14 protein-coding genes are annotated in these 17,480 nt (G+C 46.2%); 3 read left to right on the top strand and 11 right to left on the bottom strand.

Annotated features, from left to right (window positions below):
• Nucleotides 1-90 precede the first annotated feature (90 nt).
• From KNO95_RS03450 to KNO95_RS03425, 6 genes are all read right to left on the bottom strand, one after another.
• A complete protein-coding gene (locus tag KNO95_RS03450) occupies nucleotides 91-1,542 on the bottom strand; it encodes a glutamate synthase subunit beta (protein WP_214702117.1) in 1,452 nt (483 codons plus the stop codon).
• Nucleotides 1,539-5,978 (bottom strand): glutamate synthase large subunit, encoded by a 4,440-nt coding sequence (gltB, locus tag KNO95_RS03445; RefSeq protein WP_214878297.1) that lies wholly within the window; start codon nucleotides 5,976-5,978, stop codon nucleotides 1,539-1,541. The genes KNO95_RS03450 and gltB overlap by 4 nt, the downstream gene beginning before the upstream one ends.
• 252 nt (nucleotides 5,979-6,230) lie before the next feature.
• Nucleotides 6,231-6,980, bottom strand: coding sequence for a tryptophan-rich sensory protein (locus tag KNO95_RS03440; RefSeq protein WP_214702120.1), 750 nt, complete (start codon nucleotides 6,978-6,980; stop codon nucleotides 6,231-6,233).
• Between the two features lie 116 nt (nucleotides 6,981-7,096).
• Complete coding sequence (locus KNO95_RS03435; protein WP_214702121.1) at nucleotides 7,097-7,909, bottom strand: aldo/keto reductase; 813 nt, start codon at nucleotides 7,907-7,909, stop codon at nucleotides 7,097-7,099.
• A 65-nt stretch (nucleotides 7,910-7,974) separates the two neighbouring features.
• Nucleotides 7,975-8,769, bottom strand: coding sequence for an ABC transporter permease subunit (locus tag KNO95_RS03430; RefSeq protein WP_214702123.1), 795 nt, complete (start codon nucleotides 8,767-8,769; stop codon nucleotides 7,975-7,977).
• Nucleotides 8,770-9,642 (bottom strand): ABC transporter ATP-binding protein, encoded by an 873-nt coding sequence (locus KNO95_RS03425; protein WP_214878295.1) that lies wholly within the window; start codon nucleotides 9,640-9,642, stop codon nucleotides 8,770-8,772.
• A 122-nt stretch (nucleotides 9,643-9,764) separates the two neighbouring features.
• On the opposite strand from KNO95_RS03425, the gene KNO95_RS03420 reads away from it, so the two are divergent.
• On the top strand, nucleotides 9,765-10,328 hold the full coding sequence (locus KNO95_RS03420; protein ID WP_214878293.1) for a TetR/AcrR family transcriptional regulator: 564 nt from the start codon (nucleotides 9,765-9,767) through the stop codon (nucleotides 10,326-10,328).
• Nucleotides 10,329-10,366: 38 nt separating this feature from the next.
• Here KNO95_RS03420 and KNO95_RS03415 read toward each other — a convergent pair whose 3' ends face one another.
• From KNO95_RS03415 to KNO95_RS03405, 3 genes are all read right to left on the bottom strand, one after another.
• Nucleotides 10,367-11,476: an NAD(P)/FAD-dependent oxidoreductase gene (locus KNO95_RS03415; protein ID WP_214702129.1), complete on the bottom strand. Its 1,110-nt coding sequence runs from the start codon at nucleotides 11,474-11,476 to the stop codon at nucleotides 10,367-10,369.
• A 78-nt stretch (nucleotides 11,477-11,554) separates the two neighbouring features.
• The gene (locus tag KNO95_RS03410; protein ID WP_214702130.1) at nucleotides 11,555-12,289 is read right to left on the bottom strand and encodes a Bax inhibitor-1/YccA family protein; all 735 of its coding nucleotides are present in this window, start codon (nucleotides 12,287-12,289) and stop codon (nucleotides 11,555-11,557) included.
• Between the two features lie 26 nt (nucleotides 12,290-12,315).
• Complete coding sequence (locus tag KNO95_RS03405) at nucleotides 12,316-12,840, bottom strand: type 1 glutamine amidotransferase domain-containing protein (RefSeq protein ID WP_214702132.1); 525 nt, start codon at nucleotides 12,838-12,840, stop codon at nucleotides 12,316-12,318.
• Nucleotides 12,841-13,030: 190 nt separating this feature from the next.
• Between KNO95_RS03405 and KNO95_RS03400 the strand changes: the two genes are divergently transcribed.
• Nucleotides 13,031-13,825: a thymidylate synthase gene (locus KNO95_RS03400; protein ID WP_214702133.1), complete on the top strand. Its 795-nt coding sequence runs from the start codon at nucleotides 13,031-13,033 to the stop codon at nucleotides 13,823-13,825.
• A complete protein-coding gene (locus KNO95_RS03395) occupies nucleotides 13,822-14,307 on the top strand; it encodes a dihydrofolate reductase (protein WP_214702134.1) in 486 nt (161 codons plus the stop codon). The genes KNO95_RS03400 and KNO95_RS03395 overlap by 4 nt, the downstream gene beginning before the upstream one ends.
• A gap of 17 nt (nucleotides 14,308-14,324) precedes the next feature.
• Here KNO95_RS03395 and KNO95_RS03390 read toward each other — a convergent pair whose 3' ends face one another.
• Nucleotides 14,325-15,815: a GGDEF domain-containing protein gene (locus KNO95_RS03390; protein ID WP_026826073.1), complete on the bottom strand. Its 1,491-nt coding sequence runs from the start codon at nucleotides 15,813-15,815 to the stop codon at nucleotides 14,325-14,327.
• 168 nt (nucleotides 15,816-15,983) lie between these two features.
• On the bottom strand, nucleotides 15,984-17,384 hold the full coding sequence (gene fumC / locus KNO95_RS03385) for a class II fumarate hydratase (RefSeq protein WP_026826075.1): 1,401 nt from the start codon (nucleotides 17,382-17,384) through the stop codon (nucleotides 15,984-15,986).
• Nucleotides 17,385-17,480: the final 96 nt, after the last annotated feature.

The raw sequence follows: 17,480 nt of genomic DNA, 5'->3' as shown, positions 1-17,480 counted from the left end.
ATAAACCAGATTCCGGTGTACATGAGGATTTCGGTAAACATAAAACTCCTCCTAAACAAAAGATAAGGAGCGACGGTTGTCGCTCCTTTTTTATGATGAGGTTTTTAAGACAGTCTTGCAAGTATCGAGATAGGAGTCGACCACTTCTGCCACTTCTCGCCCTTCTCGAATTGCCCAAACGATTAAGCTTTGACCTCGCTTCGCATCCCCGGCGACAAAGACATTATCCGTTACTGTATGGAAATCCTTCGTCTTTTCGACGCCGATTTTCCGCAATTCATGCTCCGGTCTCTCAAACCCAATCGCAACGAGGACGAGATCCGCAGGATACGTCTCTATCGAATCTTCTTCCACGAAGAAAGTCGCCTGACCATCCGGGTTGACAACTTTCGTCATCCGTTCCGTTTCAATCCCAGTGACACGTCCTTCTTTCGTGACGATTTGGTTGGAACGAATCAAATACGTTCTCGGGTCTTTCTCATACACCGCGAGCGATTCAGCGTACGCATAATCTGTCGTTAGCGTGTCAGGCTGCAGCGGCCAAGGTTTCTCAGGTGCACGAAGCAACCCTTTTGATGGGTGCTTACCAAATTGAACGACTGATTTTGCGCCTTGACGAATCGCAGTCGCCACGCAATCGGCGCCTGTGTCCCCACCTCCGATGACGATGACATCTTTGTCTTTGGCGTCAAATTTCGATTCGAGATACACTCCTTTTCGTTCATGCATCGAGGCTGTCAAATAGTCCATTGCCATTTCCACGCCAATGGCATCATCTCCATCAATCCCAAGTGTACGCTGTTTTTGTGCGCCAGTCGCCAAAATGACAGCATCGTACTCGTTACGAAGCGATTCGACCGTCACGTCGGTACCGACCTCTACATTCGTCCGGATGACGATTCCCTCTTGCTCGAGCAGACGAACACGACGTCTTACGACACCTTTATCCAGTTTCATGTTCGGGATTCCGTACATGAGGAGCCCACCCGCTTCGTCCGCCTTCTCAATGATGGTGACCGAATGTCCAAGCTGGTTCAATTGATCGGCTGCAGCCAATCCGGCTGGACCGCTTCCGACGATGGCGATTGTCATCCCGGTTCTATGCTGAATCGATCTCGGTTTCACCCATCCTTCTTCAAAGGCACGGTCGATGATTGTCCGTTCAATCGATTTGATGGCAACAGGATCTTCACTAATGGCGAGCGTACATGATCCTTCACACGGCGCCGGACAAACCCTTCCCGTGAACTCCGGGAAGTTGTTCGTCTCCATCAATCGATGATACGCACCCATCCAGTCAGCTTTCGTCACAAGCTTGTTCCATTCTGGAATAAAGTTATGAATCGGGCAACCGATCGTCTCCTGACCAATCAACTCCCCGACATGGCAGAACGGCGTGCCGCAGTCCATACAACGTGCGGCCTGTTGTTGGACGGATTCATCATCCATCCGTGTCGCATATTCCTCATAATCTCTCACCCGTTCATCAACCTGACGCTCTGGTAAGGTCGTTCGCGCGATATTCAAAAAGTTATGTTTCATGCGGTACCTCCTTCAGTCACTACGCGGAACAATTCAAGTGCTCTGTCAGCCTCACTCAATTCCGGACGTTTTGCTTCAATCTGACGCATCACGTCTAAGACGTTCGCATAGTCTCTCGGAACGACTTTCACAAAGTTTATACGCTCTTGTTCAAACGACTCTAAAATCGTCCGCGCTTTGACACTGTCTGTATGGAATTGATGCGCTTCAAGAAGTGTATAAATTTGTTCCATGTCCTCATCGTCCAGTTCTCGTTCGACGGAAACGAGTTCCTCATTGACGAGTTGTTCATACGCTTGTGCTCCGTAAATATAAGCTGTTCCACCAGACATACCGGCCGCAAAATTTCGTCCGATCTGTCCGAGTACAAGGACCGTTCCACCGGTCATATATTCACACCCGTGATCTCCGACTCCTTCGACGACTGTCGCCGCACCTGAGTTTCGGACGGCAAAACGCTCACCGACGTGCCCGTTAAAGAAAGCTTGACCGCTCGTCGCTCCGTATAAGCAAACGTTACCAGCAATCATTTGTTCACTCTCGTCAAACGGGGCATGTTTTTCAGCAATCAACGCCAGTTTCCCTCCACTCAAGCCTTTACCGATATAATCGTTCGCATCTCCAATCACAGAAATGGTGATTCCACGTGGTATGAATGCACCTAAACTTTGTCCGGCCGACCCACTAAGTCGAAGTGAAATCGTATCGTCCGGAAGGCCAAACTGACCATGAACTTTCGTTACTTCAAATCCTAACTGCGTCCCGACCGCTCGATCGGTGTTGCGAATCCGACCAACGAAGAATGTCGGCTGCAACGAGCTAATCGACCGGGAAACTGCTGGAATCAATTTCCGGTGATCATAGGAATAATATGCCGGATGAGGTAGCTCTTCAGATTCTGGGAGTGGTGTCGGCATTGAGAGCATCGGTGCTAAATCCAATCGTTTTGCTTTCGGATGAGTCGTCTTCCACTCACTTTCTTCGAGTAAATCCGTTCGACCAATCACTTCGTCGAGTGACGTCACACCAAGTGATGCTAAGATCTCCCGTACTTCTTCAGCTAAGAATGTCATCAAGTTGACGACATGTTCTGGTTTCCCCATGAATTTTTGGCGAAGTACCGGGTCTTGCGTCGCTACACCGACCGGGCAAGTATCTAAGTGACATGCGCGCATCATGATACAGCCGAGAACGACAAGCGGTGCTGTCGCAAAAGCGAACTCTTCCGCTCCGAAGATTGCGGCCATGACGATATCCCGCCCTGTCATAAGCTTTCCGTCCGTCTCAAGCGTGACTCTCCCCCGCAATCCATTCAATGCAAGCGTTTGATGTGTCTCTAAGAGACCGAGTTCCCAAGGGAGTCCCGTATGCTTGATTGATGTCTTCGGAGAAGCACCGGTCCCGCCATCATATCCACTGATGACAATCGTATCCGCGTTCGCTTTTGCCACACCTGCCGCAATCGTCCCGACCCCTGATTTCGATACGAGCTTGACACTGATTTTTGCGTTCGGATTCACATGCTTTAAATCAAAAATCAGTTGTGCCAAATCCTCGATGGAATATATATCGTGGTGCGGAGGCGGCGAGATCAGTCCAACCCCAGGAACCGAACCTCGAACTTCCGCTACCCATGGATACACTTTGTTCCCCGGAAGTTGTCCACCTTCTCCAGGTTTTGCTCCTTGAGCCATTTTAATTTGAATTTCATCGGCATGATAAAGATATTCGGCTGTCACACCGAAACGTCCACTCGCGACTTGTTTGATGCGACTGATTCGCTCGTTTCCAAATTCATCTGCCACATAACGAGCGCGGTCCTCTCCCCCTTCACCAGAGTTACTTTTCGCACCAATCTGGTTCATGGCGATGGCGAGTGTTTCGTGCGCTTCTTTCGACAACGACCCGAACGACATCGCGCCGCTCTTGAATCGTCCCACAATCGAAGTGATAGGTTCAACTTCGTCAAGCGCCACAGGACGTTGTGCTTTGAACGTAAACAACTGGCGGATAAACTGTCCTGAAGACTCATGCAATTTGACGTAGGCGTCGTAGTACTTTCGATCATTCTCACGGCAAGCTCGTTGCAACAAATGAATTGTCTTTGGATTGAATGCATGCTCTTCTCCGTCTGCCCGCCACTGGAAATCGCTCCCCGCTTCTAGCGGACGATTCGTCTGGTAAGCGGATTCGTGCAACACTCTCGCCTCGCCCTCTAGTTCAACGAATCCAATCCCAGATAGTAGAGATGTCGTTCCTCGGAAATGCCTTTCAATCAATCGACTGTCTAATCCGATCGCTTCGAAAATTTGAGCCCCACGATAGCTTTGAATCGTCGAGATACCCATCTTCGACATGATTTTGACGATCCCTTCTACGACCGCTTTCTGATAAGATCGAACAGCCTCTTCAAACGTATGAGCGATTTGACCATGTTCAACTAAGTTTTGAATCGTTGCATACGCGACGTATGGATAGACCGCATCTGCTCCGTAACCAATCAACGTCGCTGCCTGATGCACTTCTCGAACTTCTCCACTCTCACAAATGATGCTACAGCTCGAGCGTAAGTTCTCCCGAATTAAATGCTGGTGTACCGCACTAAGTACGAGAAGTGAAGGCATTGCAATTCGCAACTCATTCATGAGGCGATCAGATAGGACGATGACGTTCGCACCTTCTTGAACAGCTTGACTGACGCTCTTCAAGAGTGCGTCAAGTGCCGATTCTAAATCACTCGCAAATGTTGCATCGATTCGTTTGAGTGTGAGTCGCTCATCAATCTGATCAAGGGTGGTGCCATCAATAATCGGATGGTCTAACCAGACACGCTTCGCATGCCCGCGTCCTGTATGGACCGGATCTCCTTGCGGACCAATCCAGGTGAATGTCGCCGTGACAATCTTCTCTCGCAATGCGTCAATAGGCGGGTTCGTCACTTGTGCAAAATGTTGTTTGAAGTAATGGAACAGCGATCGTGGGCGTGTCGAAAGCACAGCGATTGGTTGATCGTGTCCCATCGACCCGATTGGATCTTTCTCGTCATTAATTAAAGGAACCATGTATTGTTCGATGTCCTCTTTTGTATAACCGAATGCACGCTGCACACGGTCTAGCTCTGAAACCGTTTGCTCCTGAACACCTCTGTCCTCAATAATCATCATTTGCTTTAGCCATTTATGATATGGCTCTGACTTCGCAATCGTCTCCTTGATTTCACTGTCTGGAATCAATCGCTTCTCAATCAGGTCAATCAACAACAACTGCCCCGGTCTGAGACGTTGCTTTGATTTGACGTTCTCAGCATCGACCGGAATGACCCCCGTCTCAGACGACAGGATCAATTCCCCGTCCAATGTTTCGATGTAACGCATCGGACGCAAGCCATTCCGATCTAAAATTGCCCCGATTTGCCGACCATCTGTAAAGACGACACCAGTCGGACCATCCCACGGTTCCATGATTGAAGAATGATATTGATAGAAGTCACGTTTGAAAGGTCCCATTTTCGCTTCCACGAACGGTTCTGGAATTAACATCATGGCTGTGTGCGCTATCGAACGACCGGTCCGCGTGAAAAATTCAAAGGCATTATCGAGCATTGAGGAGTCACTGCCATCCTCTTGGAGAACAGGGAACAAGTGATTCACGTCTTCAAACAGGTCTGTTGAGGTGACTCCTTCACGTGAACGCATCGCATCGATGTTTCCTCGTAACGTATTGATTTCACCATTATGGACAATCATCCGGTTTGGATGCGCTCGTTCCCAGGACGGGAATGTATTCGTTGAGAATCGAGAATGGACAATGCCGAATGTACTCTTATAGTGAGGCGATTGTAAATCCAAGTAAAATGCGGAGATTTGGCTAGGCGTCAACATTCCTTTATAGACAATTGTCTTCGTCGACAAACTAGCGATATATAAGTTTAACATTTCGACTTTTTCGATTTTTCGTCTGAGTTCATAAAAAACCCGTTCATTTGCATCTTCATCTAGGAATGGACATGAGATGAACCACTGATAGATGACCGGTTGCGTCACACGGGCATGTTCACCGATTTGTGTGGAGTCCACGGGTACTTCGCGCCACTCGATCGTCGAGCAATCCAATTCATCCGCCATACGTTCCATTAATTTAACTTTTTCATTCAGTCGATCTTCTGACGGCTGAAAAAAAACCATTCCGACAGCGTAACGACCGAGTGACGGAAGGTTCATCGTTTGCATGAACAACTCATGTGGAATCTCTGTCATAATGCCAGCACCATCTCCGGCATCGATGACGCCTTGTCCACCTCGGTGCTCTAAATTACACAACATCGAAAGTGATTTACGGACAATCTCATGTTTTTTAAGTCCGTGTAAATTGACATATAGTCCAATTCCGCACGCATCTTTCTCAAATCTTGAGTCATACAGTCCAACTCGACTCATATCATCGACCCCTTTCACTCACAGTTTCGTAATTAACATTTTGTTCTAAATATTCTGATAAATCAAGTACACTGTATGTATTTTTGCATAATAAGAATATCAAAGAATATATATGAAAGCGCATACATCACTGATATCAATGAGTTACTCAGTTTTAGTTATATTAGATAAAGAATAAATATCCATCAATATTATTTATTTATAGGTTCTTAAGAACGTAAAAAAGGATATCACTTAAGATACCCTTTTTTATTATTCAACTGTTTTACGCGTATGGTGTATAAACGATTTCGGTCGCTTCCACAAAATCAATCCGATATACCCAATTGCAAGCAATGCGAGCGCACTAACGATGACGACATATAGCGTCCCCTCTTCGATTCTTGCAAAAATACCGATGTATGCCCAAACGAATACGAGAGGATAGATGAAGTCGTGATGCCACCACATGAAGAGAAGGGCTAGTACGACCCCAACCATGAGCATGAGTGACGTCCAAGCAAGTTCATCGAGTCCTAACAGTGAAGTAATCTGCTCCGTCTTCATGACGACAAACGTATTGACGATTGTTGCAACCGATACCCAACCGATATAAATGGAGAATGGGAAGCGGTCGAGCCAACTTGTAGACGTTCGGAACGCGATATAGTACAGCCAACAAAGAGAAGCTAAGAATGATACCATGACGACGAGAGAGATGATGAACCACTCATTCGTGAATGCAAGTAGCCATAACCCGTTCAATACACATGAGATTAGAAATCCTGCCTTCATTCGATTTGCTTGTTGATTCGCCACCGTCCCTTTTTTCACTTGCAAGACTAACCATACAAGTAACGCCACATAGATGACTCCCCAAATCGAGAAGGCGTATCCCGCTGGCTTAAAGTAAATATCGATTTGATCTGAAACCGCGGCATTGTCACCACTCGCAAAATAATTGATGACAACCGTCGCCAAGAAAGCGACCCAGTTCACTATCGGCCATTTAGATAAGTCCATATCCTCGATCTTCTAAACGAAGATCAAACACCTCCTTTTAGCAACATAATAATCAATACCCCGATCCGTGTGACTCTACACGTCAAAAGGGACTTGCCTAAGCGAGTCCCTTTTGATTAAAAATCGATTTCATCTGGGTCTGGTCCGAGACGTTCACCCGTCGCCACTTGGTCGATTTTTGCTAAATCGTCTGCATCGAGTGAAAAGTCAAACACGTCAAAATTCTCACGGATTCGGTGTGGTGTAACCGACTTTGGTAAGGCGACGTGACCCGACTCGAGGTGCCATCGAAGCACAACTTGTGCAGGCGTCCGGTCATGCTTTTCAGCTATTTCCGAAAAGACAGGAATGTCTAAGAACTTTCCTTGCATAAGTGGACTCCACGCTTCAATTTGAATGCCTTCATCTTGGCAATAGTCTAGCAAATCTGGTTGTGGTAGTTGTGGGTGTAGTTCCACCTGGTTAATGAGTGGTGTCATAAGTTCCGCTTCTTTCAACGCTTCAAGATGATGCTCTTTGAAGTTTGATACACCGATTGCTTTAATCTTCCCAGCCTCGTACAAATCGATGAGGTCCTTCCATGCCTCGACAAAGCCATCTACCGGCCAATGAAGTAGGCAAAGGTCCAGATAATCTGTCTGGAGGCGCTTCAATGAGTTTTCAAAAGCTACTTTTGTTTTCCCCTCACGAATATCATCGTTCCAAATCTTCGATGTGATGAACAATTCTGAACGGTCGACTCCTGAAATTTTAATTCCTTTTGCGACGCCATCTTCGTTTTTATAAATTGCAGCCGTATCGATATGACGATAGCCCGTTTTAATGGCCTCAACGACAGCTGCTGGTGCTTCAGTATCATTGTCGACTTGCCACACTCCAAAGCCGATCATCGGAATTTCTACCTTGTTTCTTAACGTAGCATATAACATCTAGTTCATCCCCTTTTTATTCTATCGAACTGATTCTATCATACCCGAGAATTTATTTTGAAAAACTAAATCGTCAAATCTTTTCGGATAAAACGGATGAACGAGAGTACTGAAAAGAACATTAATAAGCCGATTAACCATATGAAATGAATGCCACCAAATTCTTCACGCATGATGGCCGGAGCATCAAAGAGAGAGAAGAAGGAAATGTTCCCTAGCCATTCGAACTGCTCACTCACTCCGTTAATGATATTCACCATTAAGAAAAACGTAAAGATTCCACCCGTCACTATATAGGATTTGCTACTATCATCGAACAGACTTGCCAACATATAAGCAACGACACCTAATACGAGCAGCATGAGTGCTCCGTTCAATTGAAGCATCCATAGAACAGAATAGTCGATTTGTAAATCAAACAATACATCTGCTGCCATGAGACTGAGCCCATTTAATCCGACAAAAAAACTTACTGCAATGATGAGGATGACAAATGTGGACAATACATACGTGACTCGAGAAATCGGTGCCGCCATGTAAAGCATGATTTCTCCAGAATCGACCGGTTTGGCGAGGAGTTTTGAGGCAAACGTCAACGCAAACAACACAGCGAGTACATAAAAGATCAATCCATAATAATTACTCGACAACAAATTGAGCAAATTATCCATCGCCATCGTCGCATCGATTTGGAACACGTCGAGCAGTTCCGGTGGTAACGACTCTAACTTTGCCTCAATCAATCCCGTTTCCTGAATGGACGGGAAAATAGCCGCCAAAAAGAAGAGGTAGATACTTGTTCCGATTGAATAACCGAGAATCCAACTGCGATTTTGTCTAAACATAGATCTTATTAACATTTATGTCCCCTCCCCGTAATACTGCATAAACAAGTGTTCGAGTTCGTCTGCGCCACTCTCAAGTGAACGAATCTCATAGTCGGCAAGCGTTCGGATTAAGTTGTTTAATTCTCGTGGCGACGTGATCGCGACCTCGACGTGTACTCCATCTCGCGATCCGGAATCTTCGATGAATCGGATCGCCTCTGTCTCTGATGAGAATTCGATTCGATATCGTTTCACACTATGCTGTCGAAGTTCTCCCATGTTTTCCTCGATGATAATGCGGCCGTCTTTAATCAATGCGGCACGATCACACGTCCGATCCATCTCTGGAAAATGGTGTGAACTCATGAGAATCGCTTTTCCTGCTCGTTTTTCTTCAATCAACCAATCGATTAACCGTTCCTGCATGAGCGGGTCAAGTCCACTCGTCGGCTCATCTAAAATATAGACAGGCACATCTTTCATGAAGCACGTGATAATAGCCAACTTTTGCTTCATTCCTTTTGACATCTTCCGTACTTTCGTCGCTTCATCAAATGAAAATCGTTCACGAAGCCGCCGTTCGCGGTCAGTATCTGTTTTGTGCAAATGACGGGTCAACCGAATGATTTCTTCTCCGGTCATGTTTTGTGGGTAATTGATTTCTCCCGGCAAATAGCCAACGCTCTCTTTCACCTTCTCTGTTTCTTGCCAACAATCGAATCCATTGATTGAGGCTTTCCCTTCATTTGGTTTCAAAAGTCCCATCAAATGCCGAATCGTTGTTGATTTACCCGCACCATTCGGTCCGATGAATCCAAAGATCATTCCCGGTGATACGTTAAGCGAGACGTCAAAAATACCGTGTGTCGAATCGAACCGTTTCGTCAATTGCTGAATCCGAATCATCTCGAATCCCCCTTTTTTTGAAATATTCATTTAATATGATTACAAAATTAGTATATCACGTTCTTTTTTGAAATGGTAATGGTATATTTATTACAAAACTATAGAAAGGAGCGATTATACAAATGGATGGATTCGCAAAACGCACTGAAGAAAAACGACAGGCCATTTTAAGCGCGGCTTTTAACTTAATGACAGAGAAGCAATCTCGATTTACCGTAAGCGAGCTCGCTAAAAAAGCACACGTTTCCCCCGTATCCATTTATAATTATTTTGGTTCAAAAGAGCAGGTCATCATTGAAGTATTGAAAAAAATGACTGAGGAACAAATGAGTTGGATCGATCAAAAAATCGAATCGAATACTCCCTTCGACGCGTTACTCGTAGACATCTTGAAGCGAAAAATTAAGACAGCGGTTCTCTTTGATGAGACCATTACGAAGACAATGCAACAGGACCCGAACTGGGAACAACTTGCGACCCGGGGATACGCCGCCTTCGCCCGACTGATTGAGTACGGTAAGCAACAAGGATCAATCGATGTGACCTTATCGACCGCCTCTTATCTTCGCTATGTTCAGTTAATGCAGCAGGCCATCCTGTCCGACCCTCATTTTTCAATCGGTGATATGAAAGAAACGATGGAAGATTATTTTCATTTCTTTTTAAACGGGGTTATTAAACGTTAAAAGGTGACTGTCTAAGATTTTCAGACAGCCACCTTTCTTCATGTTTTATAGATAAAGTCTTCGATCGGATAAAGCGATAGATCCACTTCGGCGTCGCCTGTAAGAACGAGATCACTTAATACTTTCCCGATGAATGGGCCTACCGTCAATCCGGATGAGCCTAGACCGTTCGCGACTAGCAGGTTTTCTGCCCCGGGCACCCTTCCAAGCACAGGGATCGAATTCGGTGTGACTGGACGGAAGCCAACTTTCGTTTCAATGAGTTCTGCTTCAGCAAGACCGGGTGAAGACTCCAAACCTTTTGTCAGTACTTCATGAACACCAATCGCCGTCGGTCGTGCATCGAATGCTTTTCCTTTCTCATGCGTTGAGCCGATGACAACCTTACCATCGTCAAATCCAAGTAAATACCGTCTCCGTGGTGGCATGACAACCGGCCAATTCGATGCATCGGTGTCCTTTAACTGAACGTGAACGAGTTGCGCCTTCTCTCCGTCGACACGAGCTGTATATCCAATAGGCTGTAACAGTTCCGGTAGCCACGCCCCCGCCGCAAGGATGATTTCATCCGCTTCATGGAGAACTCCGTCACACTCTACGCCAATCTCATCCCCACCAGTCAATCGTGCCGAACCATAGACGAACTTTGCACCGCGTTTTTGGGCGACACGCTCGAGTGCTCCTCGGAATTTTCCACCGTCCACACGTGCTCCACCTGTTACTAGAAGCGCATCATATTCATCAGATAACGGAGGAAAGCGGAGTTGTGCCTCTTGTGCGGTCAATCGTTCGAGGTCGCCGATTTCCGGGGCCTCTTCACGTCGTTTCATCGTCCGCTCCATCATCTGGTCAAGTTTTGCTTCTTCATGTAGCGCAAGAGTCCCGACCCGTTTGTATCCGGTCTCCGTTTCCCCTTCAGCTTCCAACTCTTTCACGATCTGCGGATAATAGTGCGCACCTCCTTTTGCGAGTGCGTACCATGCTTTATTGCGTCGTTGCGCAATCCACGGACAGACGATTCCTGCTGCCGCATCTGTCGCACGTCCTTCTTCTTTACGGTCGATGACCGTCACGTCAGCTCTACCTGCTAAATGATAGGCTGTCGATACACCAACGATTCCCGACCCGATAATCACAATTTTCTTCATCATAAATCTGTCCTTTCAGACAGATGGACACATCCTTTCGTGAAAAAATCATCGACCCAATGGATCGATGATTAAATGTTATTCTCTCATCGCTAGACGATACAATAAGTCTAACAATTCAATATACAACCAGACGAGTGTGACGATTAATCCGAACGCCGCCACCCATTCTAATTGTTTCGGCGCACGAGCTTCGACCTGACTTGCAATAAAGTCAAAGTCTAAGACGAGCGCGAGCGAAGCGACGATGACAATGACAAACTGTACGCCGATTGCAAGCGGGCTCGAACCGGTCATAAACGCCAACCCTGAACCGAATAGACTCATGACGAGTTGCACGAGATATAGCAACATGACTGTGAACATGGCAGCCATGACACCGGCTCTGAATTTTTGTGTCACTTTGACGAGCCCTGTCGTATAGACAAACCACATCGCAAAAGCAACGACAAACGTCGTCAATACGGCACGTCCCACAATACCAGGGACCATCGCTTCAAAGAAATACGAAATCGAACCGACAAACACACCTTCAACAATACCGTAAAGTGGTGCAACGACCGGCGCTGTATTCGGTTTAAACGTGATGACCAAGGCAAAGATAAACCCGAGGATGAGCGATCCAATCATGATCGGGAACAAGAGTTCTTCCCCAATTGTAGGGACGACAAGCCATGTCGTACCGGCTGCCGCCGTCACGAGAAGAAGCAATGTAAACACTTTGGACCATGTCCCTGCTTTTGTCATCGGCTCGGCACTATAAGCTGTAGAGTGCATAGATTTACGAAGTAATGGATTCGATTTTAAGTTCAACGTTGTATAGCTCCTTTATGATTCAGTTACTGTTTTGCGAATACGTCGATGAACGCGCGCATATAATCTGGTAAATCTGGTGGTCGGCGACTCGAGACGATATGTCCGTCAACGACGACCGGCTCATCATGCCAAATCGAACCCGCATTTTCCATGTCATCTTTGATTCCCGGCGTGCTCGTCACGTTCACCCCGTCTAAAATGTTCGCTGAAATCAGCACCCAACCAGCATGACAAATTTGACCGATCGGTCGCTTTTGTTCATCCATATAGCGGACGAACCCCTTCACCGAATCAAAACGACGTAACAAGTCAGGTGACCAACCACCCGGAACGAGAATCGCATCGAACGAAGTGATGTCTACATCATCAAACGATACGTCTGATTTGGCAGGGACACCATATTTACCGATATACGCATGATCGGCTTTCTCTCCCGCGAGGATCACGTGCGCTCCTTCTTCACGAAGACGGTGCACCGGATACCAAAGTTCTAAATCCTCGAAGTCATTACTGACAAGTTGAAGAACTTTCTTTCCTTGAAGTTTCATCAAACCCCTCCTTATATTCATTCACCATTATACCCGAAACCGGGAGTGGCGAAAACGAAGAATCGTGATTGTTGTTCCATGATATTGATTAGGGATGATTCTCACCACTATATCTTGTGTTTCCACTCTACAATATTGATATTATATGATACCTTTAGTGGTAGGAGATTGAGAAGGAGGCACATCACGTATGAAGCAATATCATGACTTATGTCGACATATTCTCGACAATGGAATAGCGAAAGAAGACCGGACTGGTACAGGGACGACGAGCGTTTTTGGCTATCAAATGCGCTTTAATCTGCAGGAAGGTTTTCCCCTTATCACGACGAAAAAATTACATACTCGTTCGATCATTCATGAACTACTTTGGTTCATTTCGGGAGAAACAAACATTCGTTATCTACAAGAGAATGGAGTCCGTATTTGGAACGAATGGGCAGATGAAGAAGGTAATCTAGGACCCGTATACGGCTCACAATGGCGTTCGTTCCCGCGCCCGGACGGCTCGACCGTCGATCAGTTGGCTCAAGTGATTGAACAAATCAAGACAAATCCTGATTCGAGACGGTTGATCGTCTCCGCATGGAACCCTGGACAACTAGAGGAGATGGCCCTCCCACCTTGTCATCTGTTGTTCCAATTCTATGTCGCCGACGGGAAGCTATCTTGCCAATTGTATCAGCGGAGTGCCGACACCTTTTTAGGAGTTCCGTTCAATATCGCTTCCTATGCGCTTCTGACGCACATGGTTGCGCATGTGACCGGCCTTGAGGTTGGTGATTTTGTCCACACAATCGGAGATGCACATATTTACCACAACCATCTCGAGCAAGTGGAGCTTCAACTGTCACGTGAGCCACGCCCGTTACCACAACTCAAGATTGTCCGAGACGTCCCCTCAATCGAATCATTCCGTTTTGAAGACTTTGAGATTCTCGGATATGACCCGCATCCACATATTAAAGGGGAAGTGAGCGTATGATTTCGCATGTCGTTGCGTATGGGCAGAGCCGAGAAATCGGAAAAGACAATGATTTGTTATGGCGCTTGCCAGATGACTTGAAACACTTCAAGACCGTCACGTCTGGCGGGACCGTCGTAATGGGAAGAAAGACGTTCGAATCAATCGGAAAGGCTTTGCCAAACCGACGCAATATCGTCGTCACGTCCGATTCTTCATTTGAAGCAGATCAAGTCGAAGTATGGCATGACTTGGACCGTCTTGTTGAATTGAGTGAGCAGGAAGAATGGTTTGTCATTGGTGGTGCCACCTTATATGAGCAGACGATGCCGATGACGAGTCGAATCTATGCCACGGAAGTCGAATCTAGGTTCGAGGCCGACACGTATTATCCTGAACGCACAGGGGAATGGACAGTCACAAATCAAATCAATCATCCACAAGACGAAAGACATGCATATTCCTTCACGTTCAAACAATACGACAAAGCAGACATCGAGTAATCATTGATGTCTGCTTTTTAGTCTGGTAGTTTTTCTAGCCACTGTTCAATTTTTTTCGTAATGATTTCGTCATGTTCTTCATCCGCATAGTCATCATAAATCGCTTCAAGCTCAGATGCGGTACGTTTCGATACTGCGAGAATGTGGCTATATTTCCCCCGCTGCTCCTTCACGGCAGACAATGTACCTCTCGCTTCATCTACCCGGGCATCATCCAAGACGAACATTTCAATGTTATCGTTACAAGAATACGCTTCATAAGGACGATACACTACTTCATATCGGCGGTGTTCTTTAGGCAGTCGGTCCGCGAGCGAAATATATGTATTCGTTGACATCGTCACATATGCAATCCGCTTCTCTTCACGGACTGCAGATGAATAACGGACAACACGATTTCGTCCATCTCGTTTCGCTTTGTATAACGCCTCATCTGCATAGGCGCACCATTCACCAAGTGTATAGCCCGTCTGGCAGACGCGCGTGTAGCCAATCGATACCGTCACTTGATGGTCATAAGGAAACTCCATCGTTTCGATTTTTGAACGGACACGCTCCAACACCGTTTCGACAATCGCCCGATCTGAAACATTTAAGAGAATTAAAAATTCTTCTCCACCATAACGAATGAGCTCATCGCTCGAGCGAATCGCATGGCGAATTTCCTCTGATACACGATGAAGGACGTCATCTCCGTATGAATGACCGAACGTATCGTTCAATTGTTTGAAATGATCGATATCAAGTAAGGCGACAGCAAAACTCTCTCCAGAGCGCTCCAATCTCGAGATGAATCGAGAGAATGTCGGTTTCAAATACTTGCGGTTAAAGGCTCCTGTCAATTCATCCACGAGTAACGCCTTTGATACGAGACGGGATTTTTCAATATGTAATCCGAGACGTACCAACCGTTCCTCCATCGGAACCCACGATTCCCAATAATCATCGAATCCGTAAGAGTATGCAGCAAGACGATAGTGTTCATTCGTACCGATGACGATGAGCGGCACATAGAGTTTTCTCATTTTGCTGACGAATGATTGGATGTCTCGTTCTTTGAACTGCGGCCATAGTTCGACGTCCATGATGATGGCTTTTGGCACATCCTCATAATCGTATTCAACCGCTTCTTCGAGAGTTTGTAAAAATACCGGACGAGCTCCTAGTTTTTCGACACGCGATTTATAGCGACTAAATGTAGAAAAACTTGCTGATAAAATCAGGACAAGGTCTTCATCTTCTTGTTCAATTCCTAGGACTGTATGGATATATCGCTTCACAGGTGAAATCAGGGTCAACGCTTCCGCTTGGGTGAGGACACTAGGTAACTCCTTCGCGTCAGACTCGACACGACTAAAGATTTCTAACAAATGCATCAAACGTCGTTGTCTAACTTCCTTCTTCATCCAATCGAGTAGAAATTCGATATCGCTTTTTGGAATTTGTCTAGACTCTGATATCTTCTTCAAAATCATATGTATACGCTCAGTGAGTTGACCTTGCTCCATTTTCGTCCCCCCTATGTTCGTACTCCCCGAATTATCTTATGCTTCGATTATGCGACTTCGGCGGTTAAAATACAACTATTTCCTTATTTATTTTCTATTGTTTTACATATACATAGGTCATATGTCCTAAAATAGACATACAAAAAGCGGTCTTGTGACCGCTTTTCGTTATTTTTTCACTTTTAGATTTGGAGTAGTCATCTCTTCGGGACGAATCCATTGATTGAATTGTTCTTCTGTCAATAAACCTGTTTTCAATGCCGCTTCTTTTAAAGAGGTGCCGTTTTTGTGTGCCGATTTTGCAATTTTTGCAGCGTTCTCATATCCGATATGCGGATTGAGTGCTGTGACGAGCATGAGTGATTGCTCTACGTTTCGTGAAATCACTTCCTGATTCGGTTCAATCCCGACAGCACAATGATCATTAAATGAATGTAAGCTGTCCGTCAATAGACGGCATGTTTGTAGGAAATTGTACATGATGACCGGCTTGAAGACATTCAGTTCAAAATTCCCCTGACTCGCCCCAAAGCCAATCGTCGCATCATTACCAAGTACTTGCGCGGCAACCATCGTGAGAGCCTCGCTTTGCGTCGGGTTTACTTTACCAGGCATAATCGAGCTTCCCGGTTCATTTTCTGGAATCGTAATTTCTCCGATTCCCGCACGCGGACCAGAAGCCAACCAACGCACATCGTTCGCAATCTTCATGGCGTCCATCGCTAGTGCTTTTAAAGCACCGTGCGTGAAGACGAGTTGATCGTGACTCGTTAGAGCGTGGAATTTGTTCACGGCTGTAATGAACGGCTTGCCTGTCTCTTCTGAGATTTTCTTGGCTACGACTTCACCGAACTCAGGGTGCGCGTTGATACCTGTCCCGACGGCCGTTCCTCCGAGAGCAAGCTCAGTGAGTGGTTCTATCGTCCGTTCAATCATCTGTTTTGACAGTTCTAGCATCCGCACCCAGCCGCTGATTTCCTGTCCGAGCGTGACCGGTGTCGCATCTTGAAGATGCGTCCGTCCGATTTTGACGATATCCATATACGCTTTCGCTTTTTGCGAAAGGGTTTTGTAAAGCGAGTCGATTGCCGGTAGGACATCATCTTGTACGGAAAGGATGGCTGCGATGTGCATCGCTGTCGGATACGTATCGTTCGAGCTCTGCGATTTGTTGACATCATCATTTGGATGAATCGTGATCGATTGTCCTCGTGCCTGTAACTTTTCATTGGCAAGATGCGCGATGACTTCGTTGACGTTCATGTTGGACTGCGTTCCTGAACCCGTCTGCCAGACGACAAGCGGAAATTCGGCGTCGTGTTGCCCTGCTAAAATCTCATCCGCAACTTCCGAGATGATGATTGCTTTGTCTTCCTCAAGTACACCAAGTTCGGCGTTCGCTAAAGCCGCTCCTTTTTTCAAAATGGCAAAAGCGTATACAATCTCAAGCGGCATCTTCTCAGCACCAATTTTAAAGTTTTCAAGACTTCGCTGCGTTTGCGCTCCCCATTTCGCATTAGCTGGGACTTTAATTTCCCCCATTGTGTCCCGTTCGATCCGATAATCCATTGTAAATTCCCCCTCTATAGTTGAGTACGCTTTCATTTTAGCGAAAAACCATCTAAAAAGAAATGACTCCGTCAAAAAAGCGACCAAGAATGATCT

Origin of the sequence: Exiguobacterium sp. ERU653 (assembly GCF_018617775.1) — a bacterium.
GTDB classification, from domain to species: Bacteria; Bacillota; Bacilli; order Exiguobacteriales; family Exiguobacteriaceae; genus Exiguobacterium; species Exiguobacterium marinum.
Note: the sequence above shows the minus strand (reverse complement) of the source record. Positions and strands in the feature narration are given on the sequence as shown.

Coding starts and splice junctions, on each gene's coding strand:
- KNO95_RS03395 (WP_214702134.1), top strand. CDS start 13,822: ATGATTTCGCATGTCGTTGCGTATGGGCAGAGCCGAGAAATCGGAAAA.
- KNO95_RS03440 (WP_214702120.1), bottom strand. CDS start 6,980: ATGGACTTATCTAAATGGCCGATAGTGAACTGGGTCGCTTTCTTGGCG.
- KNO95_RS03405 (WP_214702132.1), bottom strand. CDS start 12,840: ATGAAACTTCAAGGAAAGAAAGTTCTTCAACTTGTCAGTAATGACTTC.
- gltB (WP_214878297.1), bottom strand. CDS start 5,978: ATGAGTCGAGTTGGACTGTATGACTCAAGATTTGAGAAAGATGCGTGC.
- KNO95_RS03400 (WP_214702133.1), top strand. CDS start 13,031: ATGAAGCAATATCATGACTTATGTCGACATATTCTCGACAATGGAATA.
- KNO95_RS03450 (WP_214702117.1), bottom strand. CDS start 1,542: ATGAAACATAACTTTTTGAATATCGCGCGAACGACCTTACCAGAGCGT.
- fumC (WP_026826075.1), bottom strand. CDS start 17,384: ATGGATTATCGGATCGAACGGGACACAATGGGGGAAATTAAAGTCCCA.
- KNO95_RS03390 (WP_026826073.1), bottom strand. CDS start 15,815: ATGGAGCAAGGTCAACTCACTGAGCGTATACATATGATTTTGAAGAAG.
- KNO95_RS03430 (WP_214702123.1), bottom strand. CDS start 8,769: ATGTTAATAAGATCTATGTTTAGACAAAATCGCAGTTGGATTCTCGGT.
- KNO95_RS03420 (WP_214878293.1), top strand. CDS start 9,765: ATGGATGGATTCGCAAAACGCACTGAAGAAAAACGACAGGCCATTTTA.
- KNO95_RS03415 (WP_214702129.1), bottom strand. CDS start 11,476: ATGAAGAAAATTGTGATTATCGGGTCGGGAATCGTTGGTGTATCGACA.
- KNO95_RS03435 (WP_214702121.1), bottom strand. CDS start 7,909: ATGTTATATGCTACGTTAAGAAACAAGGTAGAAATTCCGATGATCGGC.
- KNO95_RS03425 (WP_214878295.1), bottom strand. CDS start 9,642: ATGATTCGGATTCAGCAATTGACGAAACGGTTCGATTCGACACACGGT.